The 14811-nt window shown below is 42.0% G+C and carries 11 protein-coding genes and 1 other RNA gene; 5 read left to right on the top strand and 7 right to left on the bottom strand.

Annotated features, from left to right (window positions below; all coding sequences use genetic code 11):
• Nucleotides 1-54: 54 nt before the first annotated feature.
• Nucleotides 55-1173, bottom strand: a complete 1119-nt coding sequence (gene ald, locus P2G54_RS15895; protein WP_275872537.1) for an alanine dehydrogenase — start codon at nucleotides 1171-1173, stop codon at nucleotides 55-57.
• 432 nt (nucleotides 1174-1605) lie between these two features.
• Between ald and P2G54_RS15890 the strand changes: the two genes are divergently transcribed.
• Nucleotides 1606-4020, top strand: a complete 2415-nt coding sequence (locus P2G54_RS15890) for an alpha-ketoacid dehydrogenase subunit alpha/beta (protein ID WP_275872536.1) — start codon at nucleotides 1606-1608, stop codon at nucleotides 4018-4020.
• Nucleotides 4021-4068: 48 nt separating this feature from the next.
• Here the strand turns inward: P2G54_RS15890 and P2G54_RS15885 are convergent, their stop codons facing one another.
• On the bottom strand, nucleotides 4069-4746 hold the full coding sequence (locus P2G54_RS15885; RefSeq protein WP_275872534.1) for a hypothetical protein: 678 nt from the start codon (nucleotides 4744-4746) through the stop codon (nucleotides 4069-4071).
• A 69-nt stretch (nucleotides 4747-4815) separates the two neighbouring features.
• On the opposite strand from P2G54_RS15885, the gene P2G54_RS15880 reads away from it, so the two are divergent.
• On the top strand, nucleotides 4816-5811 hold the full coding sequence (locus P2G54_RS15880; RefSeq protein WP_275872533.1) for an acyl transferase: 996 nt from the start codon (nucleotides 4816-4818) through the stop codon (nucleotides 5809-5811).
• Nucleotides 5812-5997: 186 nt separating this feature from the next.
• Here P2G54_RS15880 and P2G54_RS15875 read toward each other — a convergent pair whose 3' ends face one another.
• Entirely contained in the window at nucleotides 5998-7155 is a 1158-nt protein-coding gene (locus tag P2G54_RS15875) for a sigma-54 dependent transcriptional regulator (RefSeq protein WP_275872531.1), read from the bottom strand.
• 17 nt (nucleotides 7156-7172) lie between these two features.
• An RNA gene (gene rnpB / locus P2G54_RS15870) (RNase P RNA component class A) lies at nucleotides 7173-7585 on the bottom strand.
• A 306-nt stretch (nucleotides 7586-7891) separates the two neighbouring features.
• On the opposite strand from rnpB, the gene P2G54_RS15865 reads away from it, so the two are divergent.
• Nucleotides 7892-8455: a DUF3109 family protein gene (locus P2G54_RS15865; protein ID WP_275872530.1), complete on the top strand. Its 564-nt coding sequence runs from the start codon at nucleotides 7892-7894 to the stop codon at nucleotides 8453-8455.
• A 2-nt stretch (nucleotides 8456-8457) separates the two neighbouring features.
• On the opposite strand, the gene P2G54_RS15860 is transcribed toward P2G54_RS15865, so the two are convergent.
• Together P2G54_RS15860 and P2G54_RS15855 are read right to left on the bottom strand one after the other, a co-directional pair.
• The gene (locus tag P2G54_RS15860; RefSeq protein ID WP_275872529.1) at nucleotides 8458-10740 is read right to left on the bottom strand and encodes a prolyl oligopeptidase family serine peptidase; all 2283 of its coding nucleotides are present in this window, start codon (nucleotides 10738-10740) and stop codon (nucleotides 8458-8460) included.
• Nucleotides 10741-10940: 200 nt separating this feature from the next.
• Nucleotides 10941-12086, bottom strand: coding sequence for a heparan-alpha-glucosaminide N-acetyltransferase domain-containing protein (locus P2G54_RS15855; RefSeq protein ID WP_275872528.1), 1146 nt, complete (start codon nucleotides 12084-12086; stop codon nucleotides 10941-10943).
• 113 nt (nucleotides 12087-12199) lie between these two features.
• On the opposite strand from P2G54_RS15855, the gene P2G54_RS15850 reads away from it, so the two are divergent.
• Both P2G54_RS15850 and P2G54_RS15845 read left to right on the top strand, forming a co-directional pair.
• Nucleotides 12200-13078, top strand: a complete 879-nt coding sequence (locus P2G54_RS15850) for a PPK2 family polyphosphate kinase (RefSeq protein ID WP_275872527.1) — start codon at nucleotides 12200-12202, stop codon at nucleotides 13076-13078.
• Between the two features lie 48 nt (nucleotides 13079-13126).
• Nucleotides 13127-14044 carry a glycoside hydrolase family 20 zincin-like fold domain-containing protein gene (locus tag P2G54_RS15845; RefSeq protein ID WP_275872526.1) on the top strand — a complete coding sequence of 306 codons (918 nt, stop codon included), beginning with the start codon at nucleotides 13127-13129 and terminating at the stop codon, nucleotides 14042-14044.
• Between the two features lie 26 nt (nucleotides 14045-14070).
• Here P2G54_RS15845 and P2G54_RS15840 read toward each other — a convergent pair whose 3' ends face one another.
• Entirely contained in the window at nucleotides 14071-14808 is a 738-nt protein-coding gene (locus P2G54_RS15840) for an SIS domain-containing protein (protein ID WP_275872525.1), read from the bottom strand.
• Nucleotides 14809-14811: the final 3 nt, after the last annotated feature.

Raw genomic sequence — 14811 nt, 5'->3', positions numbered from 1 at the left:
CAAAAAATCCTCCGATGGATGCTCATCGGAGGATTGGTCTTTAATTTCTATAGATTAGTCAGCTAGGTACTTGCTTACCGGAGTATAAGGCATATCAAATGCTTCTGCTACAGCCTGATAAACAATCTCTCCATTGATCACATTCAGTCCAGGAACCAAATCAGCGTTATCCTGAGCAGCTTTCTTCCAGCCTTTATCCGCCAATTGGATAGCATATGGAAGGGTAGCGTTGGTCAAGGCAAGTGTGGAGGTATAAGGAACCGCTCCTGGCATGTTGGCTACGCAATAATGAACCACATCATCAATGATGAAAGTTGGGTTTTCATGGGTAGTCGGCTTACAGGTTTCGATACATCCACCTTGATCCACAGCCACGTCAACCAAAACAGTGCCCGGCTTCATGTCCTTCAACATATCTCTGGTGATCAGGTGCGGTGCTTTCGCTCCCGGGATCAATACGGCACCTACAATCAGGTCCGCTTCGGTGATCATTTTTCTGATATTGTATTCATTGGACATCATGGTCTTCACGTTGGCTGGCATAATGTCAGCCAGGTGTCTCATTCTAGGGAGAGATACGTCCATGATCGTTACATCGGCTCCTAGTCCAGCAGCCATCCAAGCCGCTTGGGTTCCCACGATTCCGCCACCCAAAATCAAAACTTTGGCAGGAAGAACCCCTGGTACACCACCTAAAAGGATACCGCGTCCTTTCAAAGGTTTTTCCAGATAATTAGCTCCTTTTTGAATTGCCATTCTACCGGCTACTTCAGACATAGGAACTAAAAGTGGAAGGCTTCTGTCTGGTTTTTCTACAGTTTCATACGCCAAACAAACTGATTTGCTAGCTACCATTGCTTTGGTCAATGGTTCGTAAGAAGCAAAGTGGAAATAGGTGAACAGAAGCTGATTTTCCTTGATCAGGGAATATTCAGCCTCGATTGGCTCTTTTACCTTCATGATCATCTCGGCGATCTCATAGGTAGCCTCGATGGTAGGAAGGATTTTTGCACCAGCAGCTTCGTACTCGGAATCCTGGAATCCGCTTCCTTCTCCAGCTGTATGTTGGATATAAACAGTATGGCCTCTTTTGACCAATTCCTTGGCACCGGCAGGTGTCAGGGCAACCCTGTTTTCGTTGTTTTTGATTTCCTTTGGAACACCAATAATCATGACTTGTATGTTTGGATTTATAAATTCTGTAAGCAAAGATACTAAGCAAAGGTAAATGGAAAAGCTACTTATAGAATAGTATTTGGTATCATTTCGAAAAAATCCATTATTCAGAACTTTGTACTGTTTAAAGTCTAGAATTTTAAGAATATTTCAAGATTTAAATTTTAAGCATTTAAAATTTTGAAAAATATTTTTAGCTAAAGTTTTGATATTCACTCTATTGAAAAATTTTAAACCTTCAGTTTTTTAATTTGAAAATTGAGTAATATCAAAATAATATTCTAAATATTATCATAAAATCGAGTTTCGTCCAAATTTTTGTTTGACTTATATTGGAATTCAAATTTGGAAAAAAGAAGTATTTGGCTATTTTTGAAGGTAGTTAAAAGAACAGATCAATACCCAAAGTAACTTTTGAATTACTATTCTATGTCAGAAGTAAAAAGCTATCCTAAAAAACAAACGGCGTTGAAGCTGGATAAAGAGGCGATTTTAGAGGATTTTAGAATTGCCATGCTCAGTAGACATGCCTCTCTGATGGGGAGGAAAGAGGTTTTTATGGGAAAAGCCAAATTCGGAATTTTTGGAGATGGAAAGGAGCTGGCTCAGATTGCCATGGCCCGTGCTTTTCAAATCGGTGATTTCCGTTCAGGATATTACCGGGACCAGACATTTATGATGGCTTTAGGAGAGTTGACGGTGGAGCAATATTTTGCCCAGCTCTATGCCTATACCAATGTGGAAGCTGAGCCTGCAAGTGCTGGCCGTTTGATGAATGGACACTTTGCTACCCGCTCCCTAAACGAAGATGGAAGTTGGAAGGAATTGACAAAAATGTACAATTCTGCAGCCGATATTTCTCCTACAGCAGCACAAATGCCAAAGCTATTGGGCTTGGCCTATGCTTCCAAAGTGTTCAGGGAAAACAAAGGTTTGAAGGATTTCAAAAACTTTTCGATCAATGGTAATGAAGTAGCTTGGGGTACAATTGGGAATGCATCCACCTCGGAGGGTATATTTTTTGAATCCATCAATGCTGCCGGAGTGATGCAGGTGCCGATGGTTATTTCAATTTGGGATGATGGATACGGTATTTCGGTTCCCAATGAATATCATACCACCAAAGGCAGTATTTCTGAGGTTTTGTCTGGTTTTGCCAGAACTGAAACCCAAAAAGGTTTTGAAATCATCAAAGTAAAAGGATGGGATTATGAAGGCTTGTTGAAGGCCTTCTCAACTGCCGGTGAAATTGCTAGAAAAGAGCATGTGCCTGTTCTGATCCATGTGGAGGAAATGACCCAGCCACAGGGGCATTCTACATCCGGATCCCATGAGCGTTATAAGTCGGCAGAACGGCTGAAATGGGAAAAAGAGTGGGATTGCAACGCGAAATTCCGGGAGTATATATTAAGTAATGAGATAGCAACGGCTGATGCTCTTGATAAAATCGAAGCCGAAGCAAAGGCTCAGGTAAAGCGGGAAAAAGAATCCGCTTGGGCAGGCTTTAGTGGAGATATCAAAAAGGAACTTGCAGAGGCTGTACAGTTGATTCGTGAAGCTGCACAGGATAGTTCCCGTAAAGTGGTGCTTTTGCAAATGGCAGATGAACTGGCCAAAACCATCAATCCAATTCGAAAGGATGTAATATCCACAGCACGTAAAGCCCTGTTGACTTTGAGGTTTGATCAAAGTGCTGCAAAAAGTGCATTGAGGACTTGGCTTTTGGATCAGTCGGAAATCAATTATGGCAGGTACAATAGCCACTTGTATTCTGAGTCTGAGTGGAATGTCCTGAATATTGAGGAAGTTGCGGCGGATTTTTCCGAAAATTCACCTTTGGTGGATGGGAGAGAAGTATTGCAATCCTTTTTTGACAAGAAGCTTGAAAGTGATCCCCGGTTTTTTGCATTCGGTGAGGATGTTGGGAAGATAGGAGATGTGAACCAGGCTTTTGCTGGGCTTCAGGCTAAATATGGAGAGCAAAGAGTAGCTGATACAGGAATTCGTGAGAGTACGATTATTGGGCAGGGTATAGGTGCCGCCTTGAGAGGTCTTAGGCCGGTGGCAGAGATTCAGTATTTGGATTACTTGCTGTATGGATTGCAGATGCTTTCAGATGATTTGGCATCTCTCCAGTACAGAACCAAAGGGGGACAAAAAGCTCCCCTGATTGTTCGAACACGTGGACACCGTTTGGAAGGGGTATGGCATTCAGGTTCTCCCATGGGAATGATCCTGTCAACCTTGAGAGGAATGGTGGTTTGTGTGCCTCGGGATATGACCCAAGCAGCCGGGATGTACAATACGCTCTTAGCTGCCGATGAGCCGGCTATCATGATAGAATGCCTCAATGGATACAGGCTCAAGGAAAGATTGCCTTCCAATTTGGGTGAATATACCGTTCCAATCGGTAAGCCTGAAATTTTGAGAGAAGGAAAAGATATTACCATAGTAACCTATGGCTCAATGTGTAGAATCGTGATGGAGGCAGCTGCAGAGCTTGCAGAAATTGGGATTGATGTTGAAGTGGTGGACGTACAGACTCTATTGCCTTTTGATGTTCACGGTGTTATTGGAGAATCTGTGAAGAAAACAAATCGGGTATTATTTGCAGATGAGGATGTTCCGGGAGGAGCTTCAGCATATATGTTGCAACAGGCCATAGAAGGGCAGAAGCTTTTCGAATATTTGGATTCAGAACCAACAACTCTCCCGGCAAAAGCCCATAGACCTGCCTATTCTTCTGATGGGGATTATTTTTCAAAGCCAAGTGTAGACGATGTAGTGGAAAAGGTTTACGGGATTATGCATGAGGTCAATCCAAAAAAATTTCCCCAACTTTGATTAGAAAGGGATAAAAAAATGCCTCTGAATTTTTTCAGAGGCATTTTTTTATGGAATATTCCGGGTGATCTGTCTTAGCGTGACTTCAGGGCTGCTGACTTCATTGCTCCTGTTAAGCTGCCTGTCTTGGATCTCCACATCTACCCGAATCGTGTCAGTTCTGAAGATGGATTCCCAACCTGATGAAAGCATAGCATATCGGATATTTCCTTCCACTGCCTGGCCTTCTTCTGTGTTTAAGATTCTGGGAAATCTTCCGTTGAAGGTGGTATAAAATGGAGGGTCTTGCCATCTAAACTCAGTAAACTGTCCATTTCTTTTGATGTAAAAGCGAACGAAAATATTGTACTGGTTGGGGTTTTGTTTGACCCAAATGGTGTCTTTTACCACCTGATTATTTACAATTGGGTCAATAACCCAATCAATGGGGTTGTAGCTTGGTGCTTCTATCGGTTTGTTTCCATAGGTTATGAGGTTGCCTGCCGCATCTCTTTGATATTCCACAGCATTAAATGGTGGAAAAATGTCAGTTGCCGCCAAGCCTAGATCTCCTTCGGCATCCTGAAAATCCAGCCCAATGATCAAGGAATCAGGGCCTGAAGTTGGGATGTATTCCAAGGATTCAAAGGTGATGGAAGGCACGGATGGGAAATTCTCAGGAGGATTTACACAGGCTGAAACCAAGGTCAGTAAAAAGAATATTCCTGAATAGTTTTTGAAACGCATAGGGCGAAAGTAAATTTACAGCCGAAGTTAATCTGATACTTTGGTTGGATTGATGCAAAATATAAAACGATGCAGGATTTTAAAAGTTTTTCGGAAGGGCTGTTGAATTTAAAAATGGAGGACTTTGAATCCAGGGCATTGGAGCTATTTCACTATCAGAGTGTTCAAAATCAGATTTACAGGAAATATTTGGAGGTCAGAAAAATTGATCCCAGCCAAGTAACCGAACTCAAAAAAATTCCTTTTTTGCCCATCCGTTTTTTTAAAGATTTTCCAGTAGTCTGTGGGAATCCCGAAGAGTATCAGACTTTTTACTCCAGTTCCGGAACTACAGGGATGATCACGAGCCGACATTACATCTGGTCTGAACCTTGGTATCTGGAGCATTCCAAAGCAATTTTTGAAATGAATTATGGAAGTCTGGAAAATTTTCATGTTTTGGCACTGTTGCCTGCCTATTTGGAAAGAAAGGGGAGTAGTTTAGTCAGTATGGCTGATTATTTTATTCGAAAATCTGCTTCAGAGCATTCGGGTTTTTATTTGTACAATCAGGATGAATTGTTGGAGAAACTTCTACTATTGAAGAATGACGGAAAAAAAGTCCTGCTGTTGGGAGTCACTTTTGCCTTGCTGGATTTGGCGGAGTCAGGAAGGGAATTTCAGAGGATGGAAAATTTGATTGTGATGGAGACAGGGGGGATGAAAGGAAGGCGAAAGGAAATGATCCGGGAGGAAGTTCATGATATCTTAACAGCATATTTTGGAGTGGCTCACATTCATTCTGAATATGGGATGACTGAACTGATGTCCCAGGCCTATTCGAAAGGTGAAGGGAAATTTACCATTCCTCCCTCCATGCGGGTGATGCTGAGGGATTCAAATGATCCATTGTCTTGGTCCACTCGTTCCCAAGGTGGAATTAATGTCATAGATCTTGCAAATTTCCATTCCTGTGCATTTATAGAAACTCAGGATTTGGGGAAATTTGATGATCAAGGGCAATTGGAAGTCTTAGGAAGATTTGATAATTCAGAAATCCGTGGTTGCAACTTGTTGGTGCAGTAATTGCTTCCTTAGGATTAATTGGACATATTTGGAAAGATTAACCATTCACGCATGAAAAAATTAGCCTCAATCGCATTACTCATTGGAATTTTAGCACTTGGTGCATGTGCATCTAGCAAGCCATGCCCGGCCTACGCCAAGGCTACCGTATCGCATAAAGCAAACGGTTAAAAAAAATGCTGACTTTTAGTAGTCAGCATATTTTTTTACATCCTCTAGGCTGATTGTGGATTCTCCGAGAATCACCAGCCTTTCCACCACGTTTCTTAGTTCTCGGATATTTCCTGTCCAGGGAAATTCCTGTAGTTTTTTAAGTGCATCCTTGCTGATGGATTTTTTTGCGTCTCCATTATCCTGGGATATATCACTTAAAAACTTCTCAACCAAGAGCGGAATATCCTCTTTTCTATCCTTGAGAGCAGGAACCTGAATCAGGATGACACTTAGCCTGTGGTAGAGGTCTTCCCGGAATCTTCCTTCCTCAATTTCCTTTTTCAGGTCTTTGTTGGTTGCTGCCAATACGCGTACGTCGACTTTTATGTCTTTGTCACTTCCTACACGGTTGATGAGGTTTTCCTGTAAAGCCCGCAGGACTTTGGACTGTGCGGAAAGTGACATGTCTCCGATTTCATCCAGGAAAAGGGTTCCCCCTTGGGCCTGTTCAAATTTCCCTGCTCTTTGTTTATGGGCTGATGTAAAGGCTCCTTTTTCATGACCAAATAACTCGGATTCAATCAATTCAGAGGGAATGGCCGCGCAGTTTACCGCCACAAAGGGAGAGGCAGCACGGTTACTTTTCTCATGGATCCAGTGGGCTACCAGTTCCTTGCCGGTTCCGTTTGGACCTGTAATTAAAACCCTGGCATCGGTAGGAGCAACCTTTTCTATAGTTTCCTTTACCTGTTGAATGGGAGCAGATTCTCCCACCATGTCAAATTTTTTGGAAAGTTTTTTCTTCAGAACCTTGGTTTCAGTGACCAGATTCTTTTTGTCCAGAGCATTCCGAACAGTAAGCAGAAGTCTATTGAGGTCAGGAGGCTTGGGTATAAAGTCAAAGGCTCCTTTTTTGGTGGCTTCTACGGCTGTTTCAATGCTTCCATGTGCCGAAATCATTATGAACTGGGGGGATTTGTTGAGGGCCTTTGCTTGATCCAAAACCTCAATTCCGTCAATTTTAGGCATTTTCACATCGCAGAGAACCAGATCAAAATCTTCCTCTTTCAGTTTTGCCAATCCTTCTTCTCCATCTTTTGCTTCCGAAACCTCAAATTTTTCGTATTCAAGAATTTCTCTCAGGGTAGCTCTGATGACTTTCTCGTCATCGATGATCAGTATTTTAGACATAGGGCTAATTTAAAATAAAAAAGTGCAAGTCTATAAGCCGGGTTCTGTTTCCCTTGCGGGATTCCTGTCATTTATCTAGCCCTGACTTCGCAGTCAGGATCGATCGATCTACCCACCCCGGAATTCAACCGATAGCAATCGGAAGAAATCGAACGAGCAATTCTTTGCCCGGGGCCTATTTGATCTTTCAACCCATAAGGTTTGCCATGCAATGCCGGTCACCCGACACCCGGTGGGCTTTTACCCCACCTTTTCACCCTTACCCCAATGCCAAACTGGATCAGGGCGGTATATTTTCTGTGGCACTATCTGTATGCCAACCGTCTCCAGTTGACACCCTTCCCGTTAGGAAGTATGGCGCTCTATGTTGCCCGGACTTTCCTCCTCTTCCCGATAGTATCGGGATCGCGGCGACAGGACGACTTGCACATCACAAAGAACGTCAATTTTTCAAAACCAGTTTCTTTCTTCTTAATTAGAATTAGGATGAAATCTTATTGCTGGTGATAAATTTCAATTTTTTAGAAAAAAAAGAATCTCTTTATTAAACAATTGGGATTTCTTCCAGTTCATAATACCTGAAGGCTTTTTATAGCTTTTCTTCATAGTGCTGGGTTGAGCCGCTCCTTTTGGAGCGGTTCTTTTTTTATGACATCTAGTATCATTTTTCATTATTGAGACTTTCAATTTTAAATGCAACGCTGGGAATGGTTACCTTTGAGAAAAATTCAAGCTTATGATCCTGGTTGGAAATGCGGTGCTGTCCGATGATATCAAAGAAAATTTTTTTGTTTGTGATCTCGAGGCCTGTAAGGGGGCATGTTGTGTAGAGGGGGATGCCGGTGCACCCTTGGAAGATGAGGAAACCAAGATCATCGAAGAGATTTACCCAATTGTCAAAGATTATATCACCGAGGAAGGTAGAAAGGTCATAGAAGCCCAGGGAACTTGGGTGTATGACAAAGATGGAGATAAAGGAACGCCCACCATAGGGGACAACAGGGAATGTGCCTATGCGTTGTATGATGAGAGAGGAATCCTAAAATGCGGGATAGAGCAGGCATATCTGGATGGAAAAATCACTTGGCAGAAGCCTATATCCTGTCATCTTTATCCAATTCGAGTGACTAAGTACGATCAGTTTGATGCATTAAATTATGACCGCTGGCATATTTGTGATCCCGCATGTCAATTGGGTAACAGCCTAAAGGTGCCTCTCTATCGTTTTCTGAAAAATGCTTTGATCAGAAAGTATGGAGAGGCTTGGTACGAAGAATTAGTGAAGGAGATTGAAGGTTAAGCCTAGTCTGTTTTGATTTGATAATGGCGGATGGGCTCTTCTCCCAAGAGGTGTTCGATGAAGTAATCCCATCGTTTTTTGGTAAAATAGTCCCCGTTGGTTCTACCGAAGCTGTGGTTTCTGCTAGGCCATATAAATAGATCAAAATCTTTTCCGGCCTTAATCAAAGCTTCTGCAAGTTTGAATGTTGCTGAAGGGTTGACATTTTCATCAATTCCTCCATGTGCCAATAGCAGATGCCCCTTAAGCTTGTGTGCGTTGGTGATATTGGATTGTTCATGGTAGAAATCACCCACAGGATAACCCATGTACATTTCAGGCCACCATGCTTTTTCCATCCTTTGATCATGATCCCCGGCTGAAGCTACAGCCACTTTGTAGAAATCAGGATGCAGAAGCATGGCTCTTGCGGCATCATATCCCCCCGCGGAATGTCCAAATATCCCAACTTTTTCGATGTCTATGAATTTGTTTTGTTGAGCCAGTTGCATAATGGCCAATACATGATCAGTGGTGCCATCGCCTAGATTATTGTAAGACACATCATTGAAAGCCTTTCCTCTTCCTGCAGTACCTAGTCCATCCACTGTCACCACAATAAACCCAAGCTCTGCCATAGGTTGTTGAAGTCCAACGATTCCTGCTTTGAATGTTTTTGGAGTAATATCAATGTGTGGACCCGTATAGGTATAATCTATTATGGGATATTTCTTTCTAGGGTTAAAATCCGTAGGTACATAGTAGATGCCATAAATTGTGGTCTTTCCATCCTTTGCTGTGGCAGTGAATGGACGGGGACTTTGATAGCCTCTTTTCAACAAATTAGAGTGATTCGCTTTGGATACGGTATGGATGATTTTTCCAGTTGCTAATTCCCTTACCACCGAGTGGGTCGGTTCATCAATTGTGGAATAGTTATCCACGAAATACCTCCCGCCCGGTGAGTAGAAGATTTCATGAAAGGAATTTTCCGGAGTCAGCAATTCAAGACCCGAACCATCCATGTTCACTTTGTAAAGAAAGGAATAATAGGGGTTAACAGCTTTCTCTCTTCCGGATGCTTCGAAATAGACCACCTTATTATCTTCATCCACGTGTAAAAGACTTTTCACAACAAATTCTCCTGAGGTGATTGGATTGATGAGCTTTCCATTGTTCCAGTCGTAGAGGTAAAGTTGATTCCATCCGGAATGATCAGTTCCCAAGATAAACTGTCCGTTTTTCAACCTTTTTAAGATTGGATTGCTTACGTGAGTTTCTGAAGATTCCGAATAGACAGGTCTGATTTCTTTGGTACTTGGATCAAGTTCTATGAGATCAAATTGCTTGTAGCCCCTGTGCATACGGACTCCAAAGAGTTTAGATCCCGCTTCATCCCACCTAAGGTTCGTTCCTATAAAATGGGGTGAGGTCAAAGAAGTGAATTTGCTTTCTTCTTTAGTTTCCAAATCAAAAATTACGGGAATATAGGTAACTACCGTGCTGTCCCCGGGTGAGCCTCGGTAATAAGAAAGAAGTTCAGGCCGAAAGCGCTGATCCTGGCTCCAGTCCAGCAACAGCATTTTTTCAGCAAGCCTCAAATCCACGATTTGGGTTTGGAGTTTTTTGGAGTCTGGTGACCAATTGACTGCAAAATGATCAGGACGTTCTCCATTTTCTCCGTGTATTAGATCCCACCAGCCCCAAAATGAAGCGTATTCGAATCCTTTCTTGCCATCAAAACTCAGCTGGATCTCTTCTCCGGTTTCCTGGTTTAGGACAAAAAGGTTGTAGTTTTTTGTATAGGCCTTCCATTTTCCATCGGGAGAAACCGAATAGGTTCTGCTTTCAGGCTCTAGTTTTTGTTTGGACTCAAGTTTTCCATTAAGGTAGGTCCAGGTTTTATTTTTCCATTCAAAGCTTATTACTCCATCCTTTTTTATTTGGATTTGGTTGAAGGGCAGATTACTGGTTTCTATCGATTCACCACTTTCTTTACTTAAAACCAAAGCCAGTTGCGTATGATCAAAAGCCTCAACTGTTTCCCCTTTTTCTAGATCAGTGATGAAAAATCTTTTGCCATGCTCTGTATAGGTCTGGTGCCAAAAGCTGGTTTTGCCTTCCAGCCAATTGGGAATTACCTCCAAGTGATATACTTCCCTTTGGATATTATTGCTTAAAAAATATTCTGCCCTATGGTAAGTTTCTTCTTTTATCTGTGCCTTGAGCGGTGACAGGACCGAAAAAACGAGGCATATAGGTAGGATTTTAATAACTGTCTGCTTTAAAGATGAAAATAGTACCATTCGGGGAAGGGGGATGGGGTAAATATTAAAGTACGATCTAAGAGGAACTCAAAATAAGGATTTTGGATGATTTGAGTTAACCTGATTTCAGTGGGGAAAAGTATGGGCTCATTTGTCGGATGTAGCAATAAAAATCCCGGTCTGGAAAAACCGGGATTTTTTTAAAATTGAGTCCCATGGCAAAATTGCCAATCCAAAGATTAAACTTTGATGTAGATTTTCTTTTTGTCCATCCAAAGGCCGATTAGCCAGATCAGGAGCATGTAGAAAATAGCAAATAGGAAGGAGGCATTTTTCGGACCGAGCCAACTGGTGAACAGGTTAGCATAAATGGCTCCTTTCAATGTGGTTTCACCTACTGGGATCATTGAAAAGATTCGGATTACGATACCAGAGCAAACGTAGAGGATGAGTGGATTTCGACCAAAGGCTTGGAAGAAATAAGTCCAGCCTTTCCAGTTTCGGATTTCTGTAATGAAGATCAATCCACCCAGGATAATCAAATCCCAACCTACAGTTAATAGCACATAAGGGCTGGTCCAGATTTTCTTGTTGATGGGGAAAACCAAATCCCAGGCATAACTCAAAGCGATCAGAATAATCCCGAATATCAGCAAAGTCTGAACAGACTTCATGGTGTTGCCTTTTTTCTGGATCATTTTGCCAGCTATATATCCACCAATTACATTGACAATGGATGTGAGTGTACTTAGGATTCCTTCCGGATCAAATGGAATTCCTTCTCCCATGTACATTCTATCGGCACCGATAGCCAAGAGATCTAGTTTGATAGCTGCATTACCTGCTAATCCATAGGGATCGCCGGCATCTCCAAAGAAATACATGATAGGCCAATAGGCCAACAATGCCGCCGCACTGAAAATCCAGCCGGTACGAATTCCACCCCAATACAAGATCAAGGCAGCAAAGAAATAAGCCAAAGCGATGCGCTGAAGCACTCCGAAAAATCGGATTTCAGTCAAATTGATAAAAGACATTTCCCCTGCATCATTTAGTTCATAAAATGGGAAGGCATTCAGAAGCCAACCGATTAAGAAAATGAGCAGGGTTCTTTTGCCAACTTTTTTGAGGAATTCATTTCTTGGAATCTCCTGGAGCCTTTTCATAGCAAAGCTCATGGCATTGCCGACTACAAAAAGAAAGGTGGGGAATACCAGATCAGTTGGAGTGAAGCCATGCCAGTCCGCATGGGCAAGGGGAGCATACAGATTGCTCCAACTACCCGGTGTATTGACGATGATCATAAATGCGATGGTCATGCCTCGAAGTACATCCAAAGCAAGATATCTGTTTCCAATTCCGGATTGTATAGGGATTTGGGTCATTTGGGTGATGGTTAGTTAGGAAATAAATAAGAATGTCTTTCAGCCTGAATTTAAAATATTATCTTGTTATTCCATTCTTTAGTTAATTTTTTAAGAAAGATAATCTGATAAAGATGAAAAATTTTGAGATAGAAAACTTAAAGGTTCATGCTCCAATTAAATTGGAAGAAAGGTCTACGTTCCTGAAAACCAGCCTTTCGGATGAAAAGAAGAATGAAATCCTGAACCAATACCGGGAAGAACTCAGCCAGCATCAGGATATCATGTATGCTCAGGGCAAATACGCGGTTTTGATTTGTCTTCAGGGTATGGATACTTCCGGGAAAGACAGTTTGATACGGGAGGTTTTCAAGGAGTTTAACCCTAGGGGTGTAATAGTCCATAGTTTCAAAAATCCAACTGAACTGGAATTGAAGCATGACTTTCTGTGGAGGCATTACCTGCAGTTGCCCGCTAGAGGGAAATATGCGGTATTTAACCGGACATATTATGAAAACGTATTGGTCACCCGGGTACACCCTGAATACATATTGAATGAGCATATACCGGGGATAGAAAAGGTGGGGGATATTACTCCCGAATTTTGGGATAAACGTCTCCGCCAAATCAATGATTTTGAAAAACACCTGAGTGAAAATGGAACCATTATCCTCAAGTTTTTTCTGCATATGAGCAAGGAGGAGCAGCGTGAACGTCTCCTTAGAAGGCTTGAAAATGAAAAGCACCACTGGAAGTTTTCTCCCGGGGATTTGAAGGAAAGAGAACTTTGGAAGGAATATCATGAATGCTATGAGGAGGCTATCAACAAAACATCCACTTCCTATGCCCCTTGGTATATTATTCCATCAGATGATAAGGAGACCTCCCGGCTTTTGGTAGCTCAGGTGATCCACGATAAAATGATGAGTCTTAAAGGAGTGAAGGAACCTGAATTGAGTGATGAGATAAAAGCTAATTTTGCCTTATATAAAAAAATGTTGAGAAAGAACTGAAGTGGAATTCAGTTTATTTGAGCAAGAAATGATCTCATCAGTTGAAGCATGAATTATTCAAGAATCACATTCTTTCTTTTTTGGATTTTCCCTTTTGCGACCTATGCTCAAATTGAAGAGAGTTTGATAGAGGTTAGCTGGCAATATTTGGAAAACTCTCCGAATGAACCTGCAGGGTATAGGGCTATGTTTGAAATCACCAATCACTCAGGAGCTGATCTGGAAGCAGGATGGAGTCTGTACTTCAAGAGCCCTTTTCTTTTGGGTGAAGTGCAATCCGAAAATCCCGATTTTCAAATCCGGCATTTGACAGCCGGGCTTTTTGTCATAGAGGGCAGGCCCATAAGTCCTGCATTATTGCCTGGGAAAAGCTTCAAGGTTTTCTATTCGGCATACGATTCATCTTTAAAGACCGCCCCGACTCCTGAGGGTTTGATTTTGAAAAAATCCGATGGATCCTATTTTGAAATAGGAAATTACAAAATCCTGAAAATGAGCCTCCAGGAATTCGAAGGTGCTGGAATGAATACTTCACGTTCAGACCCAGATAGAAGATCTTATTCTCAAACACCTCCTTTTGTACCAATCCCAAAACAATGGAAATACTTAGGCACTTCGGATACAGTTAGTAATGCCGGATTGGTTGTTTTGGGAGATAAGGTTTTTTCAAATGAGGCCAAGTTCCTTACCGGTAAAATTTCACAAGCATATAAGCCGGAGATTGACAGAGCTGAGAAGCCACTTCAGATCCGCATTGCAAAAAGGGATGAAATTCCTTCTGAAGGGTATAAGTTGGAAATCAGAGATAGAAGAGTCCTTATTCTGGCTTCTGACACAATGGGGGCTTTTAATGGGGTTCATGCTTTTTTAGCTTTGATGCCCGAAGAATTTTGGGATGGACCAGGAAGCCGGATGATTCTGCCACAAGTGGAAATTGAGGATTTTCCGATCCTTCACAAGGATTAGAAGAAACTTCTGTTGGAGGTTACATTTTAAAGGGAGGGGATGGAGTTTCTATATTTCATCACAAGGGCCCTATTTTCAATATCTCCCTTTTCGTCATTTGAGCTATGGAAAATTTCAGGAGTAAAGCCATTTTTTAGCATCATCTCGGTGGCTTGAACCATGATGGCTTGTAAAAGGGCGGCTCCTATGACCGTGGAAGTGGCTCCAACTTTTTTGTCCAATTGGTCCATCTCGATCACAGCATCCCCAACCTCACCACAATTGTCTAAAAATAGGTCTGCGACCTGAAAGAGTTTCAATCCCGAGGAATGGCGGGAAGGAATCGTTTTGCTATGTTTGAGGTTTGTGATACAAATAATTTTCGCATTTCTTTTTTTTGCTTCCAAAGCGAGGTCTATACAAAAGGCGTTTATGCCTGAATTTGAAGCTAGGATAAAGATATCTTTTGAAGTGATGGGAAAGGGGGAAATCAGCCCTTTCGCATACCCTTCCTTCCGCTCTATTATACTACTTCCCGAAGCACACCTGTGGAGCATCAAATCCTGATCAAAGAGTGGGATGACCCGTGCAAATCCTCCTGCACGGTAAAATATTTCCTCTGCCATCATGTGGGAATGACCGGTCCCAGAGGTATAGATCCATCCGTTTTGACTTAAGGAATCTGCTATCCATTTTGCTGCCAAGAGAATTTCATTTTCCTGCATAAATGCCTTCTTGAGTCTTTGGTCAATAGCTTCCCGGTAGCGTAAATAAGCTCTTTTCATTTC

Origin of the sequence: Algoriphagus sp. CAU 1675, assembly GCF_029222925.1 — a bacterium.
In the GTDB taxonomy this organism is placed as follows: domain Bacteria; phylum Bacteroidota; class Bacteroidia; order Cytophagales; family Cyclobacteriaceae; genus Algoriphagus.
The sequence above is the reverse complement of the archived record's forward strand: the minus strand, read 5'-3'. Positions and strand labels throughout refer to the sequence as shown.

Coding starts and splice junctions, on each gene's coding strand:
- P2G54_RS15890 (WP_275872536.1), top strand. CDS start 1,606: ATGTCAGAAGTAAAAAGCTATCCTAAAAAACAAACGGCGTTGAAGCTG.
- P2G54_RS15885 (WP_275872534.1), bottom strand. CDS start 4,746: ATGCGTTTCAAAAACTATTCAGGAATATTCTTTTTACTGACCTTGGTT.
- P2G54_RS15845 (WP_275872526.1), top strand. CDS start 13,127: ATGAATTATTCAAGAATCACATTCTTTCTTTTTTGGATTTTCCCTTTT.
- P2G54_RS15880 (WP_275872533.1), top strand. CDS start 4,816: ATGCAGGATTTTAAAAGTTTTTCGGAAGGGCTGTTGAATTTAAAAATG.
- P2G54_RS15855 (WP_275872528.1), bottom strand. CDS start 12,086: ATGACCCAAATCCCTATACAATCCGGAATTGGAAACAGATATCTTGCT.
- P2G54_RS15840 (WP_275872525.1), bottom strand. CDS start 14,808: ATGAAAAGAGCTTATTTACGCTACCGGGAAGCTATTGACCAAAGACTC.
- P2G54_RS15850 (WP_275872527.1), top strand. CDS start 12,200: ATGAAAAATTTTGAGATAGAAAACTTAAAGGTTCATGCTCCAATTAAA.
- ald (WP_275872537.1), bottom strand. CDS start 1,173: ATGATTATTGGTGTTCCAAAGGAAATCAAAAACAACGAAAACAGGGTT.
- P2G54_RS15860 (WP_275872529.1), bottom strand. CDS start 10,740: ATGGTACTATTTTCATCTTTAAAGCAGACAGTTATTAAAATCCTACCT.
- P2G54_RS15875 (WP_275872531.1), bottom strand. CDS start 7,155: ATGTCTAAAATACTGATCATCGATGACGAGAAAGTCATCAGAGCTACC.
- P2G54_RS15865 (WP_275872530.1), top strand. CDS start 7,892: ATGATCCTGGTTGGAAATGCGGTGCTGTCCGATGATATCAAAGAAAAT.